At 73.5% G+C, this 20,017-nt stretch carries 18 protein-coding genes and 1 pseudogene; 9 read left to right on the plus strand and 10 right to left on the minus strand.

Going from position 1 to position 20,017, the window contains the following annotated elements:
* The first annotated feature begins 6 nt into the window (after window positions 1-6).
* From ABT158_RS16130 to ABT158_RS16150, 5 genes are all read left to right on the plus strand, one after another.
* Window positions 7-798 carry a CPBP family intramembrane glutamic endopeptidase gene (locus ABT158_RS16130; RefSeq protein ID WP_352353824.1) on the plus strand — a complete coding sequence of 264 codons (792 nt, stop codon included), beginning with the start codon at window positions 7-9 and terminating at the stop codon, window positions 796-798.
* Window positions 795-2,051, plus strand: a complete 1,257-nt coding sequence (locus ABT158_RS16135) for a sensor histidine kinase (RefSeq protein WP_352353826.1) — start codon at window positions 795-797, stop codon at window positions 2,049-2,051. Before ABT158_RS16130 ends, ABT158_RS16135 begins: the two co-directional genes overlap by 4 nt.
* On the plus strand, window positions 2,015-2,659 hold the full coding sequence (locus ABT158_RS16140) for a response regulator transcription factor (protein WP_352353828.1): 645 nt from the start codon (window positions 2,015-2,017) through the stop codon (window positions 2,657-2,659). The genes ABT158_RS16135 and ABT158_RS16140 overlap by 37 nt, the downstream gene beginning before the upstream one ends.
* Before the next feature lie 70 nt (window positions 2,660-2,729).
* A complete protein-coding gene (locus tag ABT158_RS16145; protein ID WP_352353830.1) occupies window positions 2,730-3,020 on the plus strand; it encodes a hypothetical protein in 291 nt (96 codons plus the stop codon).
* A gap of 77 nt (window positions 3,021-3,097) precedes the next feature.
* On the plus strand, window positions 3,098-3,808 hold the full coding sequence (locus ABT158_RS16150) for an SDR family NAD(P)-dependent oxidoreductase (RefSeq protein ID WP_352353832.1): 711 nt from the start codon (window positions 3,098-3,100) through the stop codon (window positions 3,806-3,808).
* Between the two features lie 41 nt (window positions 3,809-3,849).
* Here the strand turns inward: ABT158_RS16150 and ABT158_RS16155 are convergent, their stop codons facing one another.
* The 8 genes and pseudogenes from ABT158_RS16155 to ABT158_RS16190 all read right to left on the minus strand — a co-directional run bounded on the left by ABT158_RS16155 (window position 3,850) and on the right by ABT158_RS16190 (window position 11,192).
* On the minus strand, window positions 3,850-4,827 hold the full coding sequence (locus ABT158_RS16155; RefSeq protein ID WP_352353834.1) for a hypothetical protein: 978 nt from the start codon (window positions 4,825-4,827) through the stop codon (window positions 3,850-3,852).
* Window positions 4,824-5,384 (minus strand): RNA polymerase sigma factor, encoded by a 561-nt coding sequence (locus tag ABT158_RS16160; RefSeq protein WP_352353836.1) that lies wholly within the window; start codon window positions 5,382-5,384, stop codon window positions 4,824-4,826. Before ABT158_RS16160 ends, ABT158_RS16155 begins: the two co-directional genes overlap by 4 nt.
* 119 nt (window positions 5,385-5,503) lie before the next feature.
* Entirely contained in the window at window positions 5,504-6,379 is an 876-nt protein-coding gene (locus ABT158_RS16165) for a hypothetical protein (RefSeq protein ID WP_352353838.1), read from the minus strand.
* Complete coding sequence (locus ABT158_RS16170; RefSeq protein ID WP_352353840.1) at window positions 6,372-6,971, minus strand: RNA polymerase sigma factor; 600 nt, start codon at window positions 6,969-6,971, stop codon at window positions 6,372-6,374. The genes ABT158_RS16165 and ABT158_RS16170 overlap by 8 nt, the downstream gene beginning before the upstream one ends.
* 106 nt (window positions 6,972-7,077) lie before the next feature.
* Window positions 7,078-8,457 (minus strand): amino acid adenylation domain-containing protein, encoded by a 1,380-nt coding sequence (locus ABT158_RS16175; RefSeq protein ID WP_352353842.1) that lies wholly within the window; start codon window positions 8,455-8,457, stop codon window positions 7,078-7,080.
* On the minus strand, window positions 8,450-9,724 hold the full coding sequence (locus ABT158_RS16180) for a condensation domain-containing protein (protein ID WP_352354267.1): 1,275 nt from the start codon (window positions 9,722-9,724) through the stop codon (window positions 8,450-8,452). Before ABT158_RS16180 ends, ABT158_RS16175 begins: the two co-directional genes overlap by 8 nt.
* A pseudogene (locus tag ABT158_RS16185) lies at window positions 9,721-9,912 on the minus strand (cytochrome P450); the annotation flags it as partial. The pseudogene ABT158_RS16185 and the gene ABT158_RS16180, both read right to left, overlap by 4 nt.
* Window positions 9,913-10,895: 983 nt before the next feature.
* On the minus strand, window positions 10,896-11,192 hold the full coding sequence (locus ABT158_RS16190) for a phosphopantetheine-binding protein (protein ID WP_352353844.1): 297 nt from the start codon (window positions 11,190-11,192) through the stop codon (window positions 10,896-10,898).
* Window positions 11,193-11,316: 124 nt separating this feature from the next.
* Between ABT158_RS16190 and ABT158_RS16195 the strand changes: the two genes are divergently transcribed.
* Together ABT158_RS16195 and ABT158_RS16200 are read left to right on the plus strand one after the other, a co-directional pair.
* Complete coding sequence (locus tag ABT158_RS16195; RefSeq protein ID WP_352353846.1) at window positions 11,317-11,769, plus strand: hypothetical protein; 453 nt, start codon at window positions 11,317-11,319, stop codon at window positions 11,767-11,769.
* A gap of 231 nt (window positions 11,770-12,000) precedes the next feature.
* Window positions 12,001-13,551, plus strand: coding sequence for an alpha-L-arabinofuranosidase B (locus tag ABT158_RS16200; RefSeq protein WP_352353848.1), 1,551 nt, complete (start codon window positions 12,001-12,003; stop codon window positions 13,549-13,551).
* A gap of 64 nt (window positions 13,552-13,615) precedes the next feature.
* Here the strand turns inward: ABT158_RS16200 and ABT158_RS16205 are convergent, their stop codons facing one another.
* On the minus strand, window positions 13,616-14,521 hold the full coding sequence (locus ABT158_RS16205; protein WP_352353850.1) for a polysaccharide deacetylase family protein: 906 nt from the start codon (window positions 14,519-14,521) through the stop codon (window positions 13,616-13,618).
* Between the two features lie 107 nt (window positions 14,522-14,628).
* Here ABT158_RS16205 and ABT158_RS16210 point away from each other — a divergent pair, with 107 nt between their 5' ends.
* Together ABT158_RS16210 and ABT158_RS16215 are read left to right on the plus strand one after the other, a co-directional pair.
* Window positions 14,629-15,186, plus strand: a complete 558-nt coding sequence (locus tag ABT158_RS16210) for an LOG family protein (protein ID WP_352353852.1) — start codon at window positions 14,629-14,631, stop codon at window positions 15,184-15,186.
* A gap of 80 nt (window positions 15,187-15,266) precedes the next feature.
* A complete protein-coding gene (locus ABT158_RS16215) occupies window positions 15,267-17,318 on the plus strand; it encodes a SpoIIE family protein phosphatase (RefSeq protein ID WP_352353854.1) in 2,052 nt (683 codons plus the stop codon).
* On the opposite strand, the gene ABT158_RS16220 is transcribed toward ABT158_RS16215, so the two are convergent.
* Entirely contained in the window at window positions 17,319-20,015 is a 2,697-nt protein-coding gene (locus tag ABT158_RS16220; protein ID WP_352353856.1) for a M48 family metalloprotease, read from the minus strand. It abuts the gene before it with no gap.
* Window positions 20,016-20,017: the final 2 nt, after the last annotated feature.

Genomic DNA, 20,017 nt, shown 5'->3' on the forward strand with positions numbered 1-20,017 from the left:
GAGCACATGGTGCAGACAGGAAGCAGGACGGCCCGTGGCGTGGTGGCGCCGGCCGGCGTGTTCGTCGCCGTCGCGTTCGTGGCGGCGGGCGTTCTGGGCGCGGCGCAGGCGGGCACGCCGATCCCGGCCGAGGTCATCCAGCTGACCCAGTTCGGCCCGGCCCTGGCCGTGGCGGTCGTCGCGCTGCTGTGGCCGCGCACCGCCCGCGAGGCGCTGACCGGGGCCGTGGGCCGTGGCGACGGGCCGGCGCTGCCCGGAGCGGCTGCCGTCGGAGTGGCGTTGCAGGTGACGGCCTTGCTGATCGTCGCGCTGAGCGCCGGGGTGTACGGCCTGCTGACCGGCGACGCGCGTTTCACCGCCCCGGGGGCGTTGGGCAGCCCGTTCGCGCTGATCGTGGTCGCGCAGCTGATCGGGGCGTGCGCCGAGGAGATCGGCTGGCGGTGCCTGCTCCAGCCGCTGCTGCGCCGCCGTACCGGCCCGCTGGCGGCGTCGGTCGTGGTGGGCCTGCTGTGGGGCGCCTGGCACGTGCCGGTGTTCGGCCGGCCGCCGCTGTACGCGGCCGCGTTCCTGCTGGCGACGGTGTCGATGTCGGTGGTGATGGGGCTGGCCGTGGAACGGCTGCGCGGCCACCGGCTGCTGCTGACCGGCGGCTTCCACACCCTGGTCAACCTCGGCCTGCTGCTGTTCATGGACGAGGAGGCGGGCGCGCTCGCGCCGATCGCGCTGTTCGGCGTGACGTGCCTGCTGGCGGCCCTGCTCTGGGTGTGGAGGGCACCGGCTAGAATCCACGTTCGATGAGGGGGAAGGGGAGGCCGGCCGCGGCGGCGCGCTGCCAGCTCGCGGGGCTGCTCGCCGTCGCCGTGTCGGCGGTGGGGGCGTTCGTCGTCCTGGCTCTCGTCCTGCTGCCGGTCGGGGCCGGCTTCTGGCTGCTCGGGCCCGGGGCCAGGACGTTGCGGTCGCTGTCCGACCGCGCCCGCGACCGCGCCGCCCGGTGGACGGGCACGCACGTCGCCCCGGCCGAGCCGTTCGCCGGCGACCCGTCCTGGAGCCGGTACAGGCGGGCCGGGGCGATCCTGGCCGCCGAGGGGTTCTGGCGGGACCTGGTCTGGGCCTGGCTGGAGCCGTGGATCGGCGGCGCCCTCGTCGCGATCCCGCTCGCCTTCCTCTGGTACGGCGCGTTCGGCGCGCTGGTCCAGCCGTTCGTGTGGCCGCTGCTCGGCGACGACAACTGGTACGCGTTCGTCCCGGTGAGCGACACTGCGACGATGCTGGCGGCCCTCGTGCTCGGGATCGCCTTCATGGCCGCCGGGCTCCTGCTGGCCCCGCCCACCCTGCGCCTGCACGCGCGCTGGACCCGGCTGCTGCTGGCGGTGCCGCGCCGCGCCGAGATGGCCCGGCGCATCGCCCACCTGACCGACGCCCGCGCACAGGTGCTCGACGTGCAGGCGGCCGAGCTGCGGCGCATCGAGCGCGACCTGCACGACGGCGCCCAGGCCCGGCTCGTCTCCCTCGGCCTGACCCTCGACAGCGCCACCCGGCTCCTCGACAGCGACCCGGCCGCCGCCCGCGCGCTGCTGCTGGAGGTGGGCGAGACCGCCGCCCGCGCCCTGGAGGACCTGCGCAACCTGGTGCACGGCATCCAGCCGCCGGTCCTCGCCGACCGGGGGCTCGGCGACGCCGTCAGGTCGCTGGCGCTGGACAGCTTCCTCGACGTCCACGTCGAGGCCCGGCTGACCGGCCGGCTCCCCTCGCCGGTCGAGTCGGCGGCCTACTTCGCGATCGGTGAGCTGCTCGCCAACGCGGCCAAGCACGCCGCCGCCCGGGAGGTCGCCATCGTCCTCGACCACGACGGGCGGCGGCTGCGCGCCACCGTCACCGACGACGGCCGTGGCGGCGCCGACCCGGCCAAGGGCACCGGGCTGCGCGGGCTCCGGCGTCGTCTGGGATCCTTCGACGGCGTCCTGACCCTGCACAGCCCGCCCGGCGGGCCGACCACTGCGACCCTGGAGATCCCGTGCGCGTTGTCCTCGCCGAAGACCTCTTCCTGCTGAGGGACGGGCTGACCAGGACCCTGCGCGAGCACGGCTGCGAGGTGGTGGCGTCGGTCGACAACGGCCCGTCCCTGCTGCGGGCGCTGCTGGAGGACGAGCCGGACGTGGCCGTGGTGGACGTCCGGCTTCCGCCCACGTACACCGACGAGGGCCTGCAGGCCGCGCTGGAGGCCCGCCGCCGCCGTCCCGGCCTGCCCGTCCTGGTCCTGTCGCAGTACGTCGACCAGCTCTACGCCAACGAGCTGCTGGCGACCGGCGACGGCGCCGTCGGCTACCTGCTGAAGGACCGGGTCACCAACACCGACCAGTTCGTCGACGCGGTCCGCCGGGTCGCGGCGGGCGGCACGGTGATGGACCCCCAGGTCATCACCAAGCTGCTGTCCCGCAGCCAGGCGCGCGGCATGATCGGCAGCCTGACCCCGCGCGAGCTCGACGTGCTGGAGATGATGGCCGAGGGCCGGTCCAACGTCGCCATCGCCGCCGCCCTGCACTTCAGCGAGAGCGCGGTGGCCAAGCACACCGCGAACATCTTCACCAAACTCCGCATCGCCCCCTCGGCCGACGACAACCGCCGCGTCCTGGCCGTCCTCGCCTACCTCAAACGCTGACCTCCGCGACGGGGGAGCTCGGCGACGCCCTCTCCCCGCATGCAGGCGTACGAGTGGGAAGGACGAGGGGTTGACGACGAGAAAGCTGCTCGCGGCGCTGGCCGCCCTGCTCCTGGTGTGCTGTGGTGCGGGCTGTTCCACCTGCTCCGTCACCCAGGGGCCGCCGGTCACCATGCCGAAGCGGGACGCGGCCGCCGATGTGGTGGTGCGCGCGTATCTGGCGGCCATCGCCGTCGACATCGAGGTGCGCCGGTGCGATGAGGAGCCGCCGGACGACGACAGGCACTGGCCGTACCTGTTCCTCACGGGCCGGCAGTCGGACGACGCTCCCTGGAAGGTCATCGGGTACGGGGCAGGGTGAGGGCCGCCGGTGCGCCTGTGCCGGGCCTGCCAGGGCGAATTGACTTCGAGCGCGCTCGAATTCCTAGCGTCGTGCCCATGACGACGACACTGATCACAGGGGCCAACAAGGGGCTCGGGTTCGAGACCGCGCGGCGGCTCGTCGGCGCGGGGCACACCGTCTACGTGGCGAGCCGGGACGCCGGACGTGGACGGCTGGCCGCCGAGCGGCTGGGCGCGCGGGCGGTGGCGCTGGACGTCACCGACGACGCGTCCGTGGCGGCGGCGGCGCGGGCCGTCGAGGCGGACGGAGGGCTGGACGTGCTGGTCAACAACGCCGGCATCCAGGTGGAGATGGGGGAGGACCAGGAGGTGGCCGGGGCGGCGGAGGTGACCGCCGAGATGATGCGGCGCACGTTCGAGACGAACGTGTTCGGCATGGTGCGCGTGCTCCACGCGTTCCTGCCGCTGCTGCGGCGATCCGGCGCGCCGGTCGTCGTCAACGTGAGCAGCGGCCTGGCCTCGCTGTCCCGGATGACCGACCCCGGCATGGTCGGCTATCCGTACCCGGGCGTCGCCTACCCGGCCTCGAAGGCGGCCGTCAACATGGTCACCGTCCAGTACGCCAAGGCGTTCCCGCAGATGCGGATCAACGCGGTCGAACCCGGCTTCACCCGTACCGACCTGAACGGCAACAGCGGCGTGCAGACCGTCGAGCAGGGCGCCGAGATCATCGTGCGCATGGCCCAGGTGGGACCGGACGGCCCCACCGGCGGCTACTTCGACGCCGACGGGCCGCTCGCCTGGTGACCGTCCCGCGCGCCTCCCCCGGAGGCGCGCGGGAGCGCCGGTCAGTCCTTGATGACCGCGTCGCGGGGGCCGCCGTAGACCGGGTTCCTGTCCAGACGCTCCTCCGTCACGAGCAGCCGGATCACCCCCTCGGCGTTCTCCTCCGCCTCCCAGACCACCCAGTCGTCGCCGACGGGCGTGCTCTGGGTGCGGTCGATGCCGTACCCGCCCGGGTTGCCGGGCGGGACGGTGATGATCGCGAAGATCACCTTCTTCCCGCGCTTCCGCAGCTCGGGCAGCACCTCGCCGACCGTCTTCTCGTCCACCCGCAGGCCCGCCAGCGAGCGGCCCTGGTCGGTGGCGGCGCGGAACTCCGGCTCGATCTGCCGCGGCGTGGGCGCGGGCACCGGCTCGCAGGGCGACACCGGGCCCTCCATCAGGTAGGTCGTGGTCATGCCGGTCTTGCCGCTGATGGTCCAGACGAACGTCTGGCCAGGGCCGAACAGCTTGCTGTTGATGCGCATCTGCCAGCCCTCGGTCTCGCCCGGGATGTTCTCCGGCACGCTGTAGAGACCACGCGGGATGTTCTCCACGAACTTCCCGCGCGGCTCGCGGCACATCATGCCCGTCGGGACGTGGTCCACCATCGCGGGCACGCCCAGCTCCTTCAGCCGCCGCTCCAGCTCCGGGGCGTCGTCGAAGTCGCGGATCCGGATCGTCACCATCCCGTCGTCCAGGTTGACGGCCCACGAGGCGGGCGCGCCGTCCTTCAGCACGATCGGGACCGTCACCACACCGGCGGCCAGCGCGACCGCGGCGGCCAGCCCGAGCGCCAGCCGCCGCGGCCTGACGCCGCGCCGCACCCGCCGGGCCGTGCCCGGCTCCGGCCCCGGGTCTTCGGCGGTGATCGCGGCCAGCAGCGCCCGCGCCCCCGCGCCGGACGGCTCACCTCCCCGCTCGCCCGGCGCGACCCGGGCCAACGCCCTGATCGCCGCGATCTCGTCGGCGTTCTTCACGGTGTCCTCCACGGTGTCCTTCACAGGGCTCCCCCCAACGGCCTCTCCGCCGGGACCAACCGGCTCTCTGCGGTGACGTGCACGCCCGCCGACGTCAAAGCGCGCGACAGGCGCTTGCGGGCGCGGTGCAGCCTGATGCGCACGGCGTTGCGGGACAGCCCCAGCGCCTTCGCGATCTCCTCGCGCTCCAGCCCCTCCCAGGCGACCAGGGACAGCAGCTCCCGGTCGTCGTCGGGCAGGCTGCGGAACGCCCGGCCGATCGCGTCCAGCTCGACCTGGGTGTCGGGCGAGTGGCCGTACCGGTCGGCCAGTTCGGCGTCCAGCTCGGCCGTGCGCTCCCTGCGGCGGTTGTCGCCCCGGAAGTGGTTGGCCAGGACCTTGCGCGCCACCCCGTACAGCCAGAGGGTGGCCTCGGGGCCCTCCGGCAGCTCGTCCACCCGGCGCCAGGCGACGGTGAAGGTCTCGGCCACCACGTCGGCGGCGTCCTGAGGCGAGTCGCACCGGCGCACGGCGTAGGCGGTGATCTGGCCGTAGGCCCGGTCGTAGGCGGCCTCGAACTTGGCCGACCGCTCGTCATCCACGGGCGGTTCCCATGGCGGATCTCCTCATCGAATCATTTGTTCGGACACCTCTGCCTATGTGCGCGCACGCGCCATCATTTCGCCGGAAACAGCGGCGAGGTGTGAGAGGAGACGCGAGGTCACTCGCCGCTCACCGGGTTCTTCGGCACCCGCTTCTCCGACACCAGGAGCCGCACCGCGCCCTGCCGTTCCGGCTCGGCGGCCCACACCACCCAGTGGCCGCCCACCTTCGCCGACTGCTCGCGCGGGTTCACCGAGAAGCCGTTCCCGTCGGGAGCGGGTTCGATGACCTGGAACGTCACCCCCAGCCCCCGCCTGCGCGTCTCGGCCAGGACCTCGGCGACCGTGCGGCCGTCGGCGACGTACCCCTCCAGGGCCTCGCCCTTCCGGCCGGCGTCGGCGTTGTTCTGGTACGGCTCGCCGGGCCTGGCCGGACGGCCGAGGTAGAGCGTCCCCTTGCCGCCGAACCCCTTGGAGACGGTGACGGTGAGCGCGCAGCCCGGCTGCCCGGGGGTGCAGCCGTGCGGCCGGAGGGTGCCGCCGATGCGGTCGTGCTCGGTCGTGCCGGCGAAGCCGAGCCGGAAGACCCGGCCGACCCCCGTCGGGGACGCGGGCCGCAGGTCGAGGGCGACGTCCAGGCCCATCGCCCGGAACGCCTCGTTGTAGAGGGCGTGGTCGGCGAACGGGTCCTTGATCGTGGCCACGTACTCGTCGCCGCGCAGCTCGATGTCGATCGCGGCGTTGGCGTACGCGGCCGGACGGGCGTCGCGGCCGCCCACCACCGGCCCCAGCACGGCCACGGCGGCGAGCACGGCGGCCGCCAGCAGTCCCGCGAGCAGGAAGCGGGCGCGCCGGGGAACGCGCGGCGCGGCCGGGACGCGGTCCCCCTCCGCGGCCAGCGCGGCCAGGAAGCGGCCCTCCTGCGCGGCCAGCGCGTCCGCGGCGGGCGCGGGCACCTCGGAGCGGAGGCGTTCGAGCTCGGTCATCTCATTCATGGACGGGCTCCTCGCTGACGATGGCCATGGGGTTGACTCCGCCGAGCTCCCCGCGCAACTTCTCCCTGGCCCGGTTGATCCGCGACCGCACGGTTCCGATGCGCACGTCCAGCGCCTCGGCGACCTCGGGGTACGTCAGCCCGGCCCACGCGACCAGGAGCAGCGCGTCCCGGTGCCCCCGGGGCAGCGTCGCCAGCGCCCCGGCCAGGCGGCGGCGGGCCGCGGCGGCGCTGACCCGGTCGTCGCTGCGGTCGGTGAAGGAGGCCGTGACCGGGTCGGTGCCGGTTCGTTCGAGCACGCGCAGCTGGTGCACCTCGGTGCGCACGTGGCGGCCCATCAGGTTGGTGGCGATGCCGTACAGCCAGGGACGGGCGTGCGGGCGGGACAGGTCGTAACGGCCGCGCTGCCGGAACGCCGTCAGGAACGTCTCCGCCACCACGTCGTCCGCGGCGTCGGCCCCCAGCCTCCTGGTGACGTACCGGGTGATGCCGGAGGCGTGCCGGCGGAACAGCTCGGCGAAGGCTTCCGGTTCGTGCAGGGAGCGTTGGACATGGGAGGCGTCATCACCTTCCGTAGGGTTCGCGGCGCTCACTTCGTGGCCTTTCGGCGATGAATCAGGACAACTGTTGTTGCCTGACCGGCCGCGAGCGGTTCCCGGCGACCGCGTACGGAACGCCCCCCATCATCCCGGGAGGCGGTCAGCCGCCGTCGAGGGCGTTGTAGTCGACCTTGCCGTTGGGCAGCCGCGGCAGCGCGTCCACCCGCTGGAACACCGTCGGGACGGCCACGATCGGCAGCCGGTCCAGCAGATGGGCGCGCAGGGCCCGGCGGTCGATCCGGTCCTCGCCGGTGACCAGGTAGCCCTTGAGCCGGGCCGGTCCGGAACCGGCCCGCGCGACCCCGACGGCGGCGGCCAGCACGCCGGGGAAGCCCGCCATGGCGTGCTCGATCTCCGCCCGTTCCAGCCGCGCGCCGCCCAGCTTGAGCTGGTGGTCGGCGCGGCCGTGGAACAGCAGCTCGCCGTCCGGGCGCAGGGAGACCAGGTCGCCGGTACGGTAGGCGTCCCCGATGCCCTCGGCCAGGCCGGGGCCGGAGATCACCAGCTCCCCGACGCCGTCCGGGCCGGGATCGGCGATGGACACCCGCGCCCCCGGGACCGGGCGGCCGATCGGCACCCGGGACGCCGCCGCGTCCTCGGGGACGCAGCGGTGGACCGTGCTCCAGACGGTGCACTCGGTGGGGCCGTACTCGTTGTGCAGCACCGCGCCGGGCAGCGCCGCGTAGTGCTCCCCGACCAGCGCGGGCGGGCACGTCTCGCCCGCGACGATCACCGTGCCGAGCGAGCCGAACGCCTCGGCCAGGCCGTTGCGGAGCGCCAGCCCGTAGAACGACGGCACCATGAGCAGGTGCGAGGGCCGGTGCTCGACGGCGAAGCGCGCGACGGCGGCCAGGTCGGACGGGCGCTGGCTCGGGATGACCAGCCTGCCGCCGCAGGCCAGCGTCCAGTAGATGCCGGCGACCGAGCTGTCGAACGAGATGGACGAGCAGAGCAGGAACCCGGTGACCGGCGCCGCGTAGTGGGCCAGCCGGGCCCCGGTCGACCAGGCCAGGGCGGCGCGCGAGACGGTGACGGGCTTCGGCGCGCCCGTCGAGCCGCTGGTGAAGCAGGTGTAGGCGAGCCGTGCCGAGGTCGGGGGCAGCGGCCCGTCCGGCAGCTCCGTGCCGGACATCTCCACGCGACGGGCCGGGCCGGTCAGCGGGACGATCATGTCGGGCTCGATGAGCGCGATCCGCGCCCCGCACGCCTGCGCGACGTCCTGCTGCCGCTGGAAGGGGAAGGCGGCGTCGATGGCCACGTAACGGCCGCCGGCCCGCAGGACGGCGAGCATGCCGATCACCGCCCACCGGGACAGATGCGCATGGATCACCACGGGCTCGTCGGGGCGCAGGCCCGCGTCCAGCAACACCCGGGCCAGCCCGGCGCTGAGCCGGTCCAGGTCCCGGTAGGACAGCTCGCCCTCGCGGTCGGCGATCGCCGTGGCCGTGCCGCCCAGGTGCGGCTCGATGAGCTCAAGCATCGGCCAGCCGCTCCAGCACGCGCAGGAACCCGGCGACCTTCTCCTCCACCCAGTCCCGGCCGAACATCGCGGCCTCGTAGGAGACGATGCCGACCACCTCCTCGTCCACCCGCATCGACCACAGCAGGTGCACCGGCATCACGGGCGCGGGCTGCCGCTCCTCCGGCACCGGCGTGAGCACCAGCGCCGGGTCCTCGGCGGTGGGGGCGAACGGCGTCCTGGGGATGAGCTGGAACACCGGGAAGGTGCGCTCGACGACCTCCGACGGGTCGAACATCACGGCCGCCAGCTCCGGCGCCTCGGGCAGCACCCGCAGCAGCGGCACGTCGTGCCGGTAGGCCGCCCGGCACGCCTCGTCGGCGCGGCGGCTCAGCTCGTCCAGGTCGGCGGGGTCGCCGGTGGTGATCCGCAGCCACAACATGTTGAGCATGAACCCGGCCGTGTACCACTCCGACGGCTTGCGCCCCGCGGTGATGACCGGCACGACCGCGTCGTGGCGCCCGGCCCAGACCGACGCGGTGAACGCCGTCAGCAGCAGGGTGAACGGCGTGGTCCTGCGGCGGCGGGCCGCCCGGCCCAGGTCCCGCCACAGCGGGCCGGGCACGGTGAAGCGGCACGTCCGCTGGTCGCCGCGGCGGCCGGGCGTCGGCACCGGCATGGCGAGCTCCGCCACGCCGTCCAGCCGCTCCTTCCAGTACGGCAGCGCGTCGGTGATCGTCCGCTCCCAGGAGGGCGAGAAGTCGTCGGCGGCGACCTCGGCGTACCCCATGACGGCGGAGCCCGGCGGCGGCCCGCCGCGCAGCCGGGCGGTGTAGGCGTCGGACAGGTCGCGCGCCAGCAGCGGCAGCGACCAGGCGTCGGAGGTGAGGTGGTGGGCGACGATCACCAGCAGGCTCGTGCCGTCCGCGCACCGGCCCAGGTGCACCCACAGCAGCGGCGGCTCCTCCGGCGGGTACACCGAGCCGGTGGCCATCGCGAGGAAGGCGTCCTCGTCGTCCACGTCGTGCACCAGCAGGCGGCCCGGCGCGCTCTCGTGCACCCGTGCCCGGACCTCGCCGTCCGGGTCGCGGGACACGGCCGTGCGCAGCGCGTCGTGCCTGGCCACGACGTCGTCCACGGCCAGGCGCAGCACGCCGGCGTCCACCTCGTGCGCCACCCGGTAGGCGGCCCGCACGATGAACGTCGAGTTGACCACGCTCCCCGGCACGGCCTGCTCCAGCCCGAGCAGCAGCTGCTGGGCGTAGGTGAACGGGATCTCTGTCGTCATTGGCCTCTCCTGGGCGTCCCCGAGATGATCAGCTTCTTGAAACCGGTGAGGAAGGTCGATCGCACCCGGACCGGTTCGCCGGCCACCTCGACGTCGGCGAAGGTCGCGAACAGCGTCGCGAAGAACAGCTGCAGCGTCAGCCGGGCCAGGTGGGATCCGATGCAGTAGTGGTGTCCGCTGCCGAAGGCGAGGTGGCGGTTGGGCGTGCGGGCCGGGTCGAACGTGTCGGGGTCGGCGAAGACGGCGGGGGTCGCGGTTGGCCGAGCCGATCCAGGCGACCACGGGCTCGCCCGCCGCGAGCTCCACGCCCGACAGCCGCACCGGCCGGGTCGTGTGCCGCATGAAGTGGCTGCCTGGCGACGCCCAGCGCAGCGCCTCCTCGACCCCGCCGCGCAGCAGGTCCGGACGGCCGGCCCAGGCGCGGTAGCCGCCGCCCCGGGCCAGCTCGAACACCGTCGAGCTGGCCACGTTCGGCAGGGTGACGCTCGCCCCGAGCAGCAGGCCGTAGCAGTTGGAGACGGCCGTGCCGGGGTCCATCCGGCCGCCGTCCTGCGACACCATCAGGCTGATCAGGTCGTCGCCCGGCTTGCGGGCGCGCTCGCGCACCAGGTGCAGGAAGTAGGCGAACAGCTCGCGGTGCGCCCGGCGCAGCGTCCCGGACGCGTCGCCGGCGAGCTGGTAGTCGGGGTCCTCCTCGGCGCTGGCCGCCATGACCAGCGTCAGCAGGCGCGGACGGTCGTCGCGGGTCAGCTCCAGCAGCGGCCCGACCAGGGCCAGCGGCAGCCCCCGTACGGCGGCGGCCAGGTCGAATTCCGGCCCGTCCAGGCCGGGGGCGAGCAGGGCGGTGATCGCCGCGATGACGGACGGCTCGTAGGCCGCGGCCGAGCGCATGCCCATGACCTTCTGCAGCGGGGCGCGCATCCGGTCGTGGTCGGGCGGGTCGGTGGCGGCGAGCTGCCGCCCGGCGGCCGGGTCGGCGCGGCCCAGCAGGTTGAGCAGGGTGCCGCGCTCGCTGGTGAAGCACGTGTGGTCGCGCAGGACGCGGTCCACGTCGGCGTACCGGGTGACCGACCAGAAGCCCCGGTCGTGCCGGTGGACCGGGTCGTTCTCGCGCAACCACCGCCAGGTCTCGTGCTGGCCGCCCGCCTCGAACAGGGCGGGGTCGGCGAGGTCACGCATGGTCGAGCGGGGCCGGCGAGCCGATCACTTCGGCCAGCTCGGCGATCGTCGGCGACAGGAAAAGCGTCCAGGCGGGCACCTCGAAGCCGAACTCCCGGTCGATCGCGAACTGCACGTCGGCCGCCAGCAGGGAGTCGCCGCCCAGCTCGAAGAAGTCGTCCTCGATGCCGACGGGCGCGACGCCCAGCTTGGCCGACCACAGGCCGGCCAGCCGCCGTTCGATGTCGGTGCGCGGAGCCTCGTACGCCGATTCCAGTTCGAGGTCGTCCCGTGACGTGACAGTGGTCATCCCAGCTCCGTGGTGAGGTGAACGCGAAGACCCGGCCACCCTGCCGCGCCGACGTTGAGTCCTCGTTGAGAAAGCGTTGATCACCCCTCCCCGTGCCCGGTTAGACTCCCGCCGGGAGGTGACCGTGAACGGTCCGCGCACGAGGAACGCGCTGCCGGCCCTCTGCCTGTCGGCCGCCCTCACCGCCTGCGGAACCCAGTGGTTCCCCCATCGCCTCCAGGCCGACCCGGCGGCCCTCGCCCAGGTCCGGGAGATCGGCCGGACGGTACGGCAGGAGCAGGCGGAACTGGCCTATGGCGGCACGCTCCAGGTCGAGGACGTCGTGGTGCTGGACCTCGGCGCCGCCACCTTCGAGGAGGCCCTGCGCCTGGCGCACGACCGCCTGCGACTGCGCGGCTGGCAGGACGCCGGCGACGGGCCGAATCTCCTCCGGATGACGTCGCCGACATGGAAGCAGGCGTCCCTCACGCTCAGCTCTTCGTGGAGCGACGGCACCCACCGGATGCAGGCGGACGCCTTCGCCGGGCGGTTGAAGGGCGGTGCGGTCGTCGTGGTGCGGCTGTGTGAAACGGCGTGAGCGGGCACCGCTGAAAACCGGCAGGGCAGAGCTTGACGGGTTGCCGGATTTCGATTCATAGTGGGCCGGTCAAGTCTCTTACGTATGTCCGGAGGTTCTTGCCGGTAATTATGTTAGCGATAACATCGCCGCGAATCATTCGGCGATGCGGCAGGTGGGTGGGCATTTCTGGGGTGCGCGCGAGTGCGCGTTCTCATGCCTGGAATTTCCTGGGGAAGCGGAGGTCCATTGATGAGGTCCCGGTCCGGATTAAGCATTCTCGAAAAGGCGGGAGCCGCCGTCGTGCTGGTCGCCGGGCTGCTCGCCGGCGCGCCCTCGGCGGCGCGGGCCGCCGCCCAGCAGTCGTGCGACATCTACGCCGCCGGCGGCACCCCCTGCGTGGCGGCCCACAGCACGACCCGCGCCCTGTACGCCGCCTACAACGGCCCGCTCTACCAGGTCCGCCGCTCCTCCGACAACGCCACCCGCGACGTCGGCCTGCTCGCCGCGGGCGGTTACGCCGACGCCGCCGCCCAGGACACGTTCTGCGCCGGCACGACCTGCCTCATCACCGTCCTCTACGACCAGTCAGGACGCGGCAACCACCTCACCCAGGCGCCCCCCGGCGGCTTCCCCGGCCCGGCGCCCGGCGGGTACGACAACCTCGCCATCGCGACCGCGGCCCCGACCATGGTCAACGGCCACAAGGCGTACGGCGTGCGCGTCACCCCCGGCACCGGCTACCGCGACAACGTCACCAACGGCATCGCCAAGGGCGACCAGCCCGAAGGCATGTACGCCGTCTTCGACGGCACCCACCACAACGGCGGCTGCTGCTTCGACTACGGCAACGCCGAGACCAACAGCCGCGACAACGGCAACGGCACCATGGAGGCCATCTACTTCGGCGACATCAAGGTCTGGGGCTACGGCACCGGCAACGGCCCCTGGGTCATGGCCGACCTGGAGAACGGCCTGTTCTCCGGCGTGAACCCGGGCTACAACCCGGGCGACCCCAGCGTCAGCCACCGTTACCTGACCGCCGTCGTCAAGGGCGAGCCGAACCACTGGGCGATCCGCGCCGGGAACGCCCAGTCCGGCGGCCTGTCCACCTACTACGACGGCCCCCGTCCCAACGCCCCCGGCTACAACCCCATGAAGAAGGAGGGCGCGATCATCCTCGGGATCGGCGGCGACAACAGCAACGGCTCCGCGGGCACCTTCTACGAGGGCGTGATGACCGCGGGCTACCCCTCGAACGCCACCGAGAACGCCGTGCAGGCGAACATCGTCGCCGCCGGTTACACCACCACGGGCGGCGGCGCGGACGGGACGCTCACCCCCGGCGCGTCCGTCTCGCTGCGCGCGACCACGGCCTGCTGCACCACCCGCTACCTGCGCCACCAGAACGACCAGGTGGTCACGTCGGTGATCGGTTCCGGCAGCTCGTCGCTGGACAGGAGCGACGCCACGTGGATCGTCCGCAGCGGCCTGGCCGGGGGCTCGTGCGTGTCGTTCGAGTCGCGGAACTACCCGGGCGACTACCTGCGGCACCGCAACTACCAGCTCTACCGGCAGCACGACGACGGCAGCGCGCTGTTCGCCGCCGACGCCACCTTCTGCCCGCAGGCCGGCAAGAGCGGCCAGGGCACGTCGTTCGCCGCCGCCAACTTCCCCGACCGGTTCCTGCGCCACTACGACAACACCGTCTACCTCGCGAGCAACGGCGGCTCGCACGCCTTCGACAACGCCGCCTCCTGGGCGGCGGACGTGAGCTGGGCCGTCGGCCCGCCCTGGGCGTAGACGGGGGCCGAGCCGTCCCCGGCCCACGGCCGGGGACGGCCCGGTGGACGGCTCGGTGGACGGCTCAGTGCATGTCGGCCGGGCGCGCCCGCCCGTCGAAGGGGAAACGGGCGCGGAAGTCGATCTCGGCCTCGGCCATCGACATGAACGTGACCCCCTTGTGCCCGCGCATGTACGCGATGAGCCGCTCCAGCATGAGCAGCACCTGGGGACGCCCGCTGACGTCGGGATGCAGCGTGACGGGGAAGACCGCGTAGTCCAGCTCGCGGTAGACCCAGTCGAACTGGTCGCGCCACTGCTGTTCGAGGTCGCGCGGGTTGACGAAGCCGTGGCTGTTCGGCGAGCTCTTGATGAACATCATCGGCGGCAGGTCGTCGAGGTACCAGTTGGCCGAGAACTCCACCAGGTCCACCTCCTGGCCGGGCACGAGCGGCTTCATCCAGGTCGAGGCGGCCTGCTCGTAGTCGATGTGCGTCCACCGCTCGCCCTTGCGGGCGTAGAAGGGCTGGAAGTCGCGGTAGGACTGCGAGTGGTCGTAGCCGAAGCCGTAGCGCAGCAGCAGCTCGACGGTCCGCGCGGACATCTCCCACCACGGGGCCACATAGCCCCGGGGCCGGACGCCGAGCTCCCTGTCCAGCACCTCCAGGCTGCGCGCCAGGACGTCCTCCTCCTGCTGGGCGGACATCGCGACCGGGTTCTCGTGCATGTAGCCGTGCGCGCCGACGTCGTGCCCGGCCTCGACGATCCGCCGCATCTGGTCGGGGAACGACTCCGCCGAATGCCCGGGGACGAACCAGCTCGTCCTGATGCCCTCGCGGGCGAACAGGCGCAGCAGCCTCGGGGTCCCGACCTCGGCGGCGAACACGCCCCGCTGGATGTCGTTGGGCGAGTCCTGGCCGCCGTACGAGCCGATCCAGCCCGCCACGGCGTCCACGTCCACGCCGAAGCAGACGTTGATGGCTTTCTTCATGGACCAGGACGTACCCCCGCCGCGACGGACGGGCACCGGGCTCGACGGATCTTGGGCAGATCCTTCCCAGGTGCCCTGGCCTGGACGGGTTCGCCTACAGTTACGGCGTGAACATCTGCGTCTTCTGCTCCGCCGCCGACCTCGACGAGCGTTACACCCGTCCCGCCCGCGAGTTCGCCGAGCTCATCGGCAAGGGCGGGCACACCCTGGTGTGGGGCGGCTCCGACAGCGGCCTGATGAAGGTCATGGCCGACGGCGTGCAGGAGGTCGGCGGCCGCCTGGTGGGCGTCTCGGTCGAGTTCCTGGCGCACAAGGCCCGTCCGGGCGCCGACGAGATGATGATCACCCGCGACCTGGCCGAGCGCAAGGCGCAGCTGCTGTCCCGCGCCGACGGCTTCGTCGTCATGGTGGGCGGCAGCGGCACGCTCGACGAGGCCACCGAGATCCTGGAGCTGCGCAAGCACGGCCTGCACAGCAAGCCGGTCGTGCTGCTGAACACCGCGGGCTTCTACGACGGGCTCAAGCAGCAGTTCCAGCGCATGGAGGCGGAGGGCTTCCTGCCGTTGCCCCTCACCGAGCTGGTGTTCTTCGCCGAGGAGGGCGTCGGGGCGATCGCCTACCTGGAGGAGCAGTCGGGCCTGGTCCCGCCGGGCGCCGGCGGCTGACCGGCCCCCGCGGCGCGCGTTCGGGGCGGATCGTGCGCGGGTAGGGGTGAGGGAGGCTGTGGCCGTCGGGGGAGGTCACGATGGGGGCTGACGGCGAGCCCGCAGGCAGCGGGCTGGCGTTCGAGGTGCTGGAACCGGCGCCGGTCGGCGTGGCGGTCGCGCGCGGCCCCGATCACCGCCTGGTCTACACCAACGCCGCCTACCGCTCCCTGTTCGCCGACAGCCGCACCGGGATGCCGGTCGAGGAGGCGTTCGCGGAGTTCGTCCAGGTGCACTTCCGCGCGCAGTTCGACCGGGTCTACGCCACGGGCGAGCCGTTCGTCACCACGGCGGAGCCGGAGTACGTCGTCGGGCAGCAGTGCGTGGAGCGGCGGTTCTTCACCTCCAGCCTGTCGCGCGTGGTCTTCGGGCCCGGCGACTACGGCGTGCTCGAAGTGGTGATGGAGGTGACCGAGCAGGTCACCGCGGCCCGCCGGATCGAGGCGCTGGCCGAGGAGCGCCGCCGCATCCTGCGCCGCTACGAGAGCCTGATGAAGGTCAGCGCGCAGATCGTCTGGGTGACCACCCGCGACGGCTACGTGAAGGAGCCCAGCCCGAGCTGGGAGCGGGTCACCGGCCAGCCGTGGGAGGGGCACCGCGGGCAGGGCTGGCTGAAGATGGTCCATCCCGACGATCGCCAGGACACGATCAGGTCGTGGGCCCGGGCGGTCGACAGGGCCACCGAGACCTGGGAGCACGTCTACCGGCTGCACACCGTCGACGGCTCCTACCGGCACTTCCAGCTGCGCGCCGTGCCCATCTGCGAGCACGGCCAGGTCGTGGAGTGGGTGGGGTCGTGCACCGACATCGAGGAGCAGTGGCAGGAGCAGCGGCGGCAGCGCCTGCTCGACCGCGCCGCGGCCGCCACGGCCCAGCTCACCAGCCTTGAGGAGATGCTCGGCGCGCTGGCCGACGTCATCGTGCCCGAGCTGGCCGACGGCTGCAGCGTCTACCTCGTCACCGACCTCACCGGCGAGCGGCACGGCGGGGCGCCGTTCGTCGTCGAGCGGCTGGTCACCGCGGCACGCCGCGGCCTGGTGCCGCTGTCGCCGCACAGCGAGGAGCAGCTCGACGACGGCAACGCCTTCGTGACGGCCGTCCGCCGGCGGCGGCCCGTGCTGCAGACGTTCCCCGCCGGGTGCCCGCCGCCCGACCTGGCGCCGGCCGGCACCCGCGCGTGGCTGGCCGCCAGCGGCGCCAACAGCATGCTGGTCCTGCCGGTCGTGGTCGACGGCGCGGTGCCCGCCGTGGTCGGGGTGGTGACCTGCGGGGACCGTCCGGCGATCAACCGGGCCGACATCACGCTGCTGGGCAACATGTTCGGGCACACCCACGACGCCCTGAGCCGGGCCATCCGCTTCCAGCGCACCCAGCAGGTCGCGCTGGCCCTGCAGTACAGCCTGCTCGCCGAGCCGCCGCGCCTGCCCGGCCTGCGGATCGTGGCCCGCTACCGGGCCAGCCCCAGCGCCGCCGAGGTGGGCGGCGACTGGTACGACTCCTTCGTCCTGCCCGACGGCGTCCCGGCGCTGGTCATCGGCGACGTGGCGGGGCACGACCTGTCGGCGGCCGTCCTGATGAGCCAGGTGCGCAACATGCTGCGGGCGCTGGCGATGGACCGCTGCGAACCGCCCGGCGAGATCCTCACCCGTCTCAACGTCGCGATGGAGTCGTTGTTCTCCGAGGTCACGGCCACGTGCGTGTTCGCCCGCGTGGAGAAGGGCAACACCGGCCACCGGCTGCGGTTCGCGGTGGCCGGCCATCCGCCGCCCCTGCTGGTCACCGCCCAGGGCCGCGGACGTTTCCTGGAGGAGGCCGTCAGCCCGCTGCTAGGCTTCTCCGACGACGAGCCCCGCCCCTCCTGGACCGAGCCGCTGCCGCCGGGCAGCACGCTGCTGCTCTACACCGACGGGCTCATCGAACGGTCGGGCGAGCACCTGGACCTCGGTCTCGAACGGCTGCGCCGGGTGGCGGAGTCGCTCGCCGCCGAGCCGCTGGAGAGCTTCTGCGACCAGGTGCTCAGCGGCCTGCCCAGCACCGGCCTCGACGACATCGCCGTCATCGCCCTGCGGCTGCCGCCCGCGGAGGAGGAGTGATCAGGAGGGCAACGCGCCCGTGACCGCGCACAGGTCGCGCAGAGCGCCATGGTCGCGGATCGCCCGTGCGGAGTCCCCGGCCAGCAGCGCGGCCGCGGTCTCGCGTCCCATGGCCTGGACGGCCGGGTCGCGCGCGGCCATGGCGTACCCGGCGCTCCCGGCCATGCCCGCGATGACGCGGGAGAAGTCGAAGGTGTCGGTGAACAGCAGTCCGGAGCTGACCGCGTCGACGGCCGAGCAGGCAAGGGCCGGCGTCAGCGGGCCCCGGGGAGCCGCGCCGAGCTCGCGGGCCACGGCCGCGCGATCGACCGCCACCGGCCTCTCGCCCGCGACGGCCACCATGTTGACGGCCAGGTAGCCGAAGAGCAGCACGCCCAGCGCGGTGGGGACGAGCGACAACACGGCGCCGACCGGTCGCCCGGTGACGCCGTTCCACGGCCGCGCTCCCCAAGGCCGGGGGCCAGCGGCGGACAGCGCCCGCGCGGCGCCGCGCAGGGCGCTGCCCAGCCACGCTGCGGCGATGCCCGTGACGACCAGCCCGGCGAACCCGACCATGATGATCGGCCCGCTCTGCGACAGGTCGAACACGCGCGGAAAAGAAGCCATGCAGGACGAGAACAGCCCGGCGCCGCACACCGCGCCGGCCAGATGGGCCACGAACAGCGCTCCGAGGCCGAACACGGCGAGCAACATCAGAACCCCGGCGCCCGCCACGACCGGCGCGGTGCCGTCCCGCCCTCCGGCCGCCACGCCGAAGCAGAACGCCCCGGCCAGAGCCACGATGGCCGCCACGATCAGCAACGGGGTGAAGTGACCGGCTGCCTCCGCCGTAGGGACGGCCCCCTTGGGCGGCATGCCGCCGAGGACCGAGCGGAGCCACCCGTAGAAGGGGATCATCACCCCGGCGTAGACGAGGCAGATCGCCAGCGCGGTGACGTTGACCGCCGGCAGCGGCATGCGGGGGGCCGCCAGACGGCTCGGCGGCGCGTCCCGCCAGACGGCCGCGAGGGGCCGGGGCGGCAGGCCGCGCCGCACCGCCCAGCCGATCGACGCGGTGGTGCAGGCCAGCACGACGCAGAGCTGCAACGCCGGGCTGACAGCGGCGGTGTACAGGCCGAACCAGAGCATGTCCCAGCCCGCCGCGCTGTTGATCATAGAAGCGATCATGTCGAACCAGAAGCTCAGCCACGCCCCGAAGATCACCGCCGACAGCGCCGAGCCGGCCAGCGCGGCCGTACGGACCCGCCGGGCCAGCGGCAGCCACACCGACGCGCACAGGAGCGCCCACCTGAGCATGAGCTGGAACAGGACGGCCAGCAGCGCCGCCAGCACGACCGCGATCGCGGGGGACCTGACCACGATCCCGGCCCACGAGCCGGCCGCGGTCTCCAGCGGCGGCGCGACGACCTGACCGGTCACCAGCCCCGCCGTCAGCGCCAGCGCGGCGGGCAGCGTGGACGGCGGACGCGTGTGCGTGGCCAGGGCCAGCAGCCCGGCCCGCCACACGGTGCCCGCGACCGTCCCGGTGGCCAGCGCCCCGAACAGCACCCCGACGGCCAGGCGCTCCAAGCTGAACAGGGAGGCCACGGGCGCCCTGAAGATCATCTCCACGAGGTGGACGCACGGCGAGTACCCCAGTCCGAGCAGCGCGCCGACGGCCGCGGACTCCACCACGCCGATCCGGAACAGCCGGGGCGCGCCGCGGATGACGGCCGCCCGCTCCTCGTCGCCCGGGTGGAAGGACCACGGCCCGCGGTCCCGTCGGCGCCGCCGGTCGTGCGGCCGCGACGGGCCCAGCGTGTCCAGGAGCAGCCGCTCCCCGTCCGGGGTGGCGCAGCCGCGCAGGTCGGCGTAGTACTCCCTGGTCCTGAGCACCGAGGTGCGGGCGAACCACAGCAGGGCCAGCACGGCCGCCACCCGCCACGGCAGGACGGTGAGCAGGCCCGGCTCGGCCGCCGCGAGCAGCAGCAGGGGCAGCGCGACGACCAGCAGGTACGCCCACCAGATCGCGAAGGCGAACGTGGTCAGGCCGACGTCCTTGTTGCGCAGGTGGGCCACCTCATGGGCGAGGACGGTGTCGAGCTGCCCGGGGTCGGCGTCGGCCGCGCGCAGCAGCCCGAGGTCGAGGACGATCCGGTACCGGGGACGACGGCCGAAGGCCCGGCCGCCCGCGCTCGCGCGCAGGGTCGCGACGTACACCTCCGTCCCGGGGGCCAGGGCCCGTACGGTGTCCTCGACGCGCCGCACGACGGCGGCCATGCCCTCGTCCACCGCGAACCGGGCCAGCGGTCGCGGGCCGGAGAGCATGACCAGGCGCGGGTGCAGGAGGTGGATCACGACGGCCACCGCCAGCAGCCCGGCCACCATGCCGATCACCACCCACCCGGTACGCGCCGAATCCCGCTGGACGCACTCGACGTAGGCCGAGACCAGGGCGGCGTCGGGGATCCGTCCCGCGCCGGACCGCGCGGCCAGGGCGCAGGCGCGTGAGCCGCGGTCCGTGCCGGCGGCGGCGTACCGGTCGAGCAGGACCAGGTACAGGTGCACGGCGCTGGTGACCGCGACGACGATCATGAGCAGGAAGCGGGCCGTGGTCGCCGCCGGCAGCGCGAACGGGTCCAGCCTCGGCGGAGGCGGCGCCGCGGGCCTGCCGGCCGGCGCCGTCGCCTGCCGGGAGGGGCCGGCGGGCTGGCCCACGG

Source organism: Nonomuraea sp. NPDC001636 (assembly GCF_040298265.1).
Taxonomy (GTDB): domain Bacteria; phylum Actinomycetota; class Actinomycetes; order Streptosporangiales; family Streptosporangiaceae; genus Nonomuraea.

Coding starts and splice junctions, on each gene's coding strand:
- ABT158_RS16130 (WP_352353824.1), top strand. CDS start 7: ATGGTGCAGACAGGAAGCAGGACGGCCCGTGGCGTGGTGGCGCCGGCC.
- ABT158_RS16135 (WP_352353826.1), top strand. CDS start 795: ATGAGGGGGAAGGGGAGGCCGGCCGCGGCGGCGCGCTGCCAGCTCGCG.
- ABT158_RS16150 (WP_352353832.1), top strand. CDS start 3,098: ATGACGACGACACTGATCACAGGGGCCAACAAGGGGCTCGGGTTCGAG.
- ABT158_RS16165 (WP_352353838.1), bottom strand. CDS start 6,379: ATGAATGAGATGACCGAGCTCGAACGCCTCCGCTCCGAGGTGCCCGCG.
- ABT158_RS16175 (WP_352353842.1), bottom strand. CDS start 8,457: ATGCTTGAGCTCATCGAGCCGCACCTGGGCGGCACGGCCACGGCGATC.
- ABT158_RS16180 (WP_352354267.1), bottom strand. CDS start 9,724: ATGACGACAGAGATCCCGTTCACCTACGCCCAGCAGCTGCTGCTCGGG.
- ABT158_RS16190 (WP_352353844.1), bottom strand. CDS start 11,192: ATGACCACTGTCACGTCACGGGACGACCTCGAACTGGAATCGGCGTAC.
- ABT158_RS16200 (WP_352353848.1), top strand. CDS start 12,001: ATGAGGTCCCGGTCCGGATTAAGCATTCTCGAAAAGGCGGGAGCCGCC.
- ABT158_RS16205 (WP_352353850.1), bottom strand. CDS start 14,521: ATGAAGAAAGCCATCAACGTCTGCTTCGGCGTGGACGTGGACGCCGTG.
- ABT158_RS16215 (WP_352353854.1), top strand. CDS start 15,267: ATGGGGGCTGACGGCGAGCCCGCAGGCAGCGGGCTGGCGTTCGAGGTG.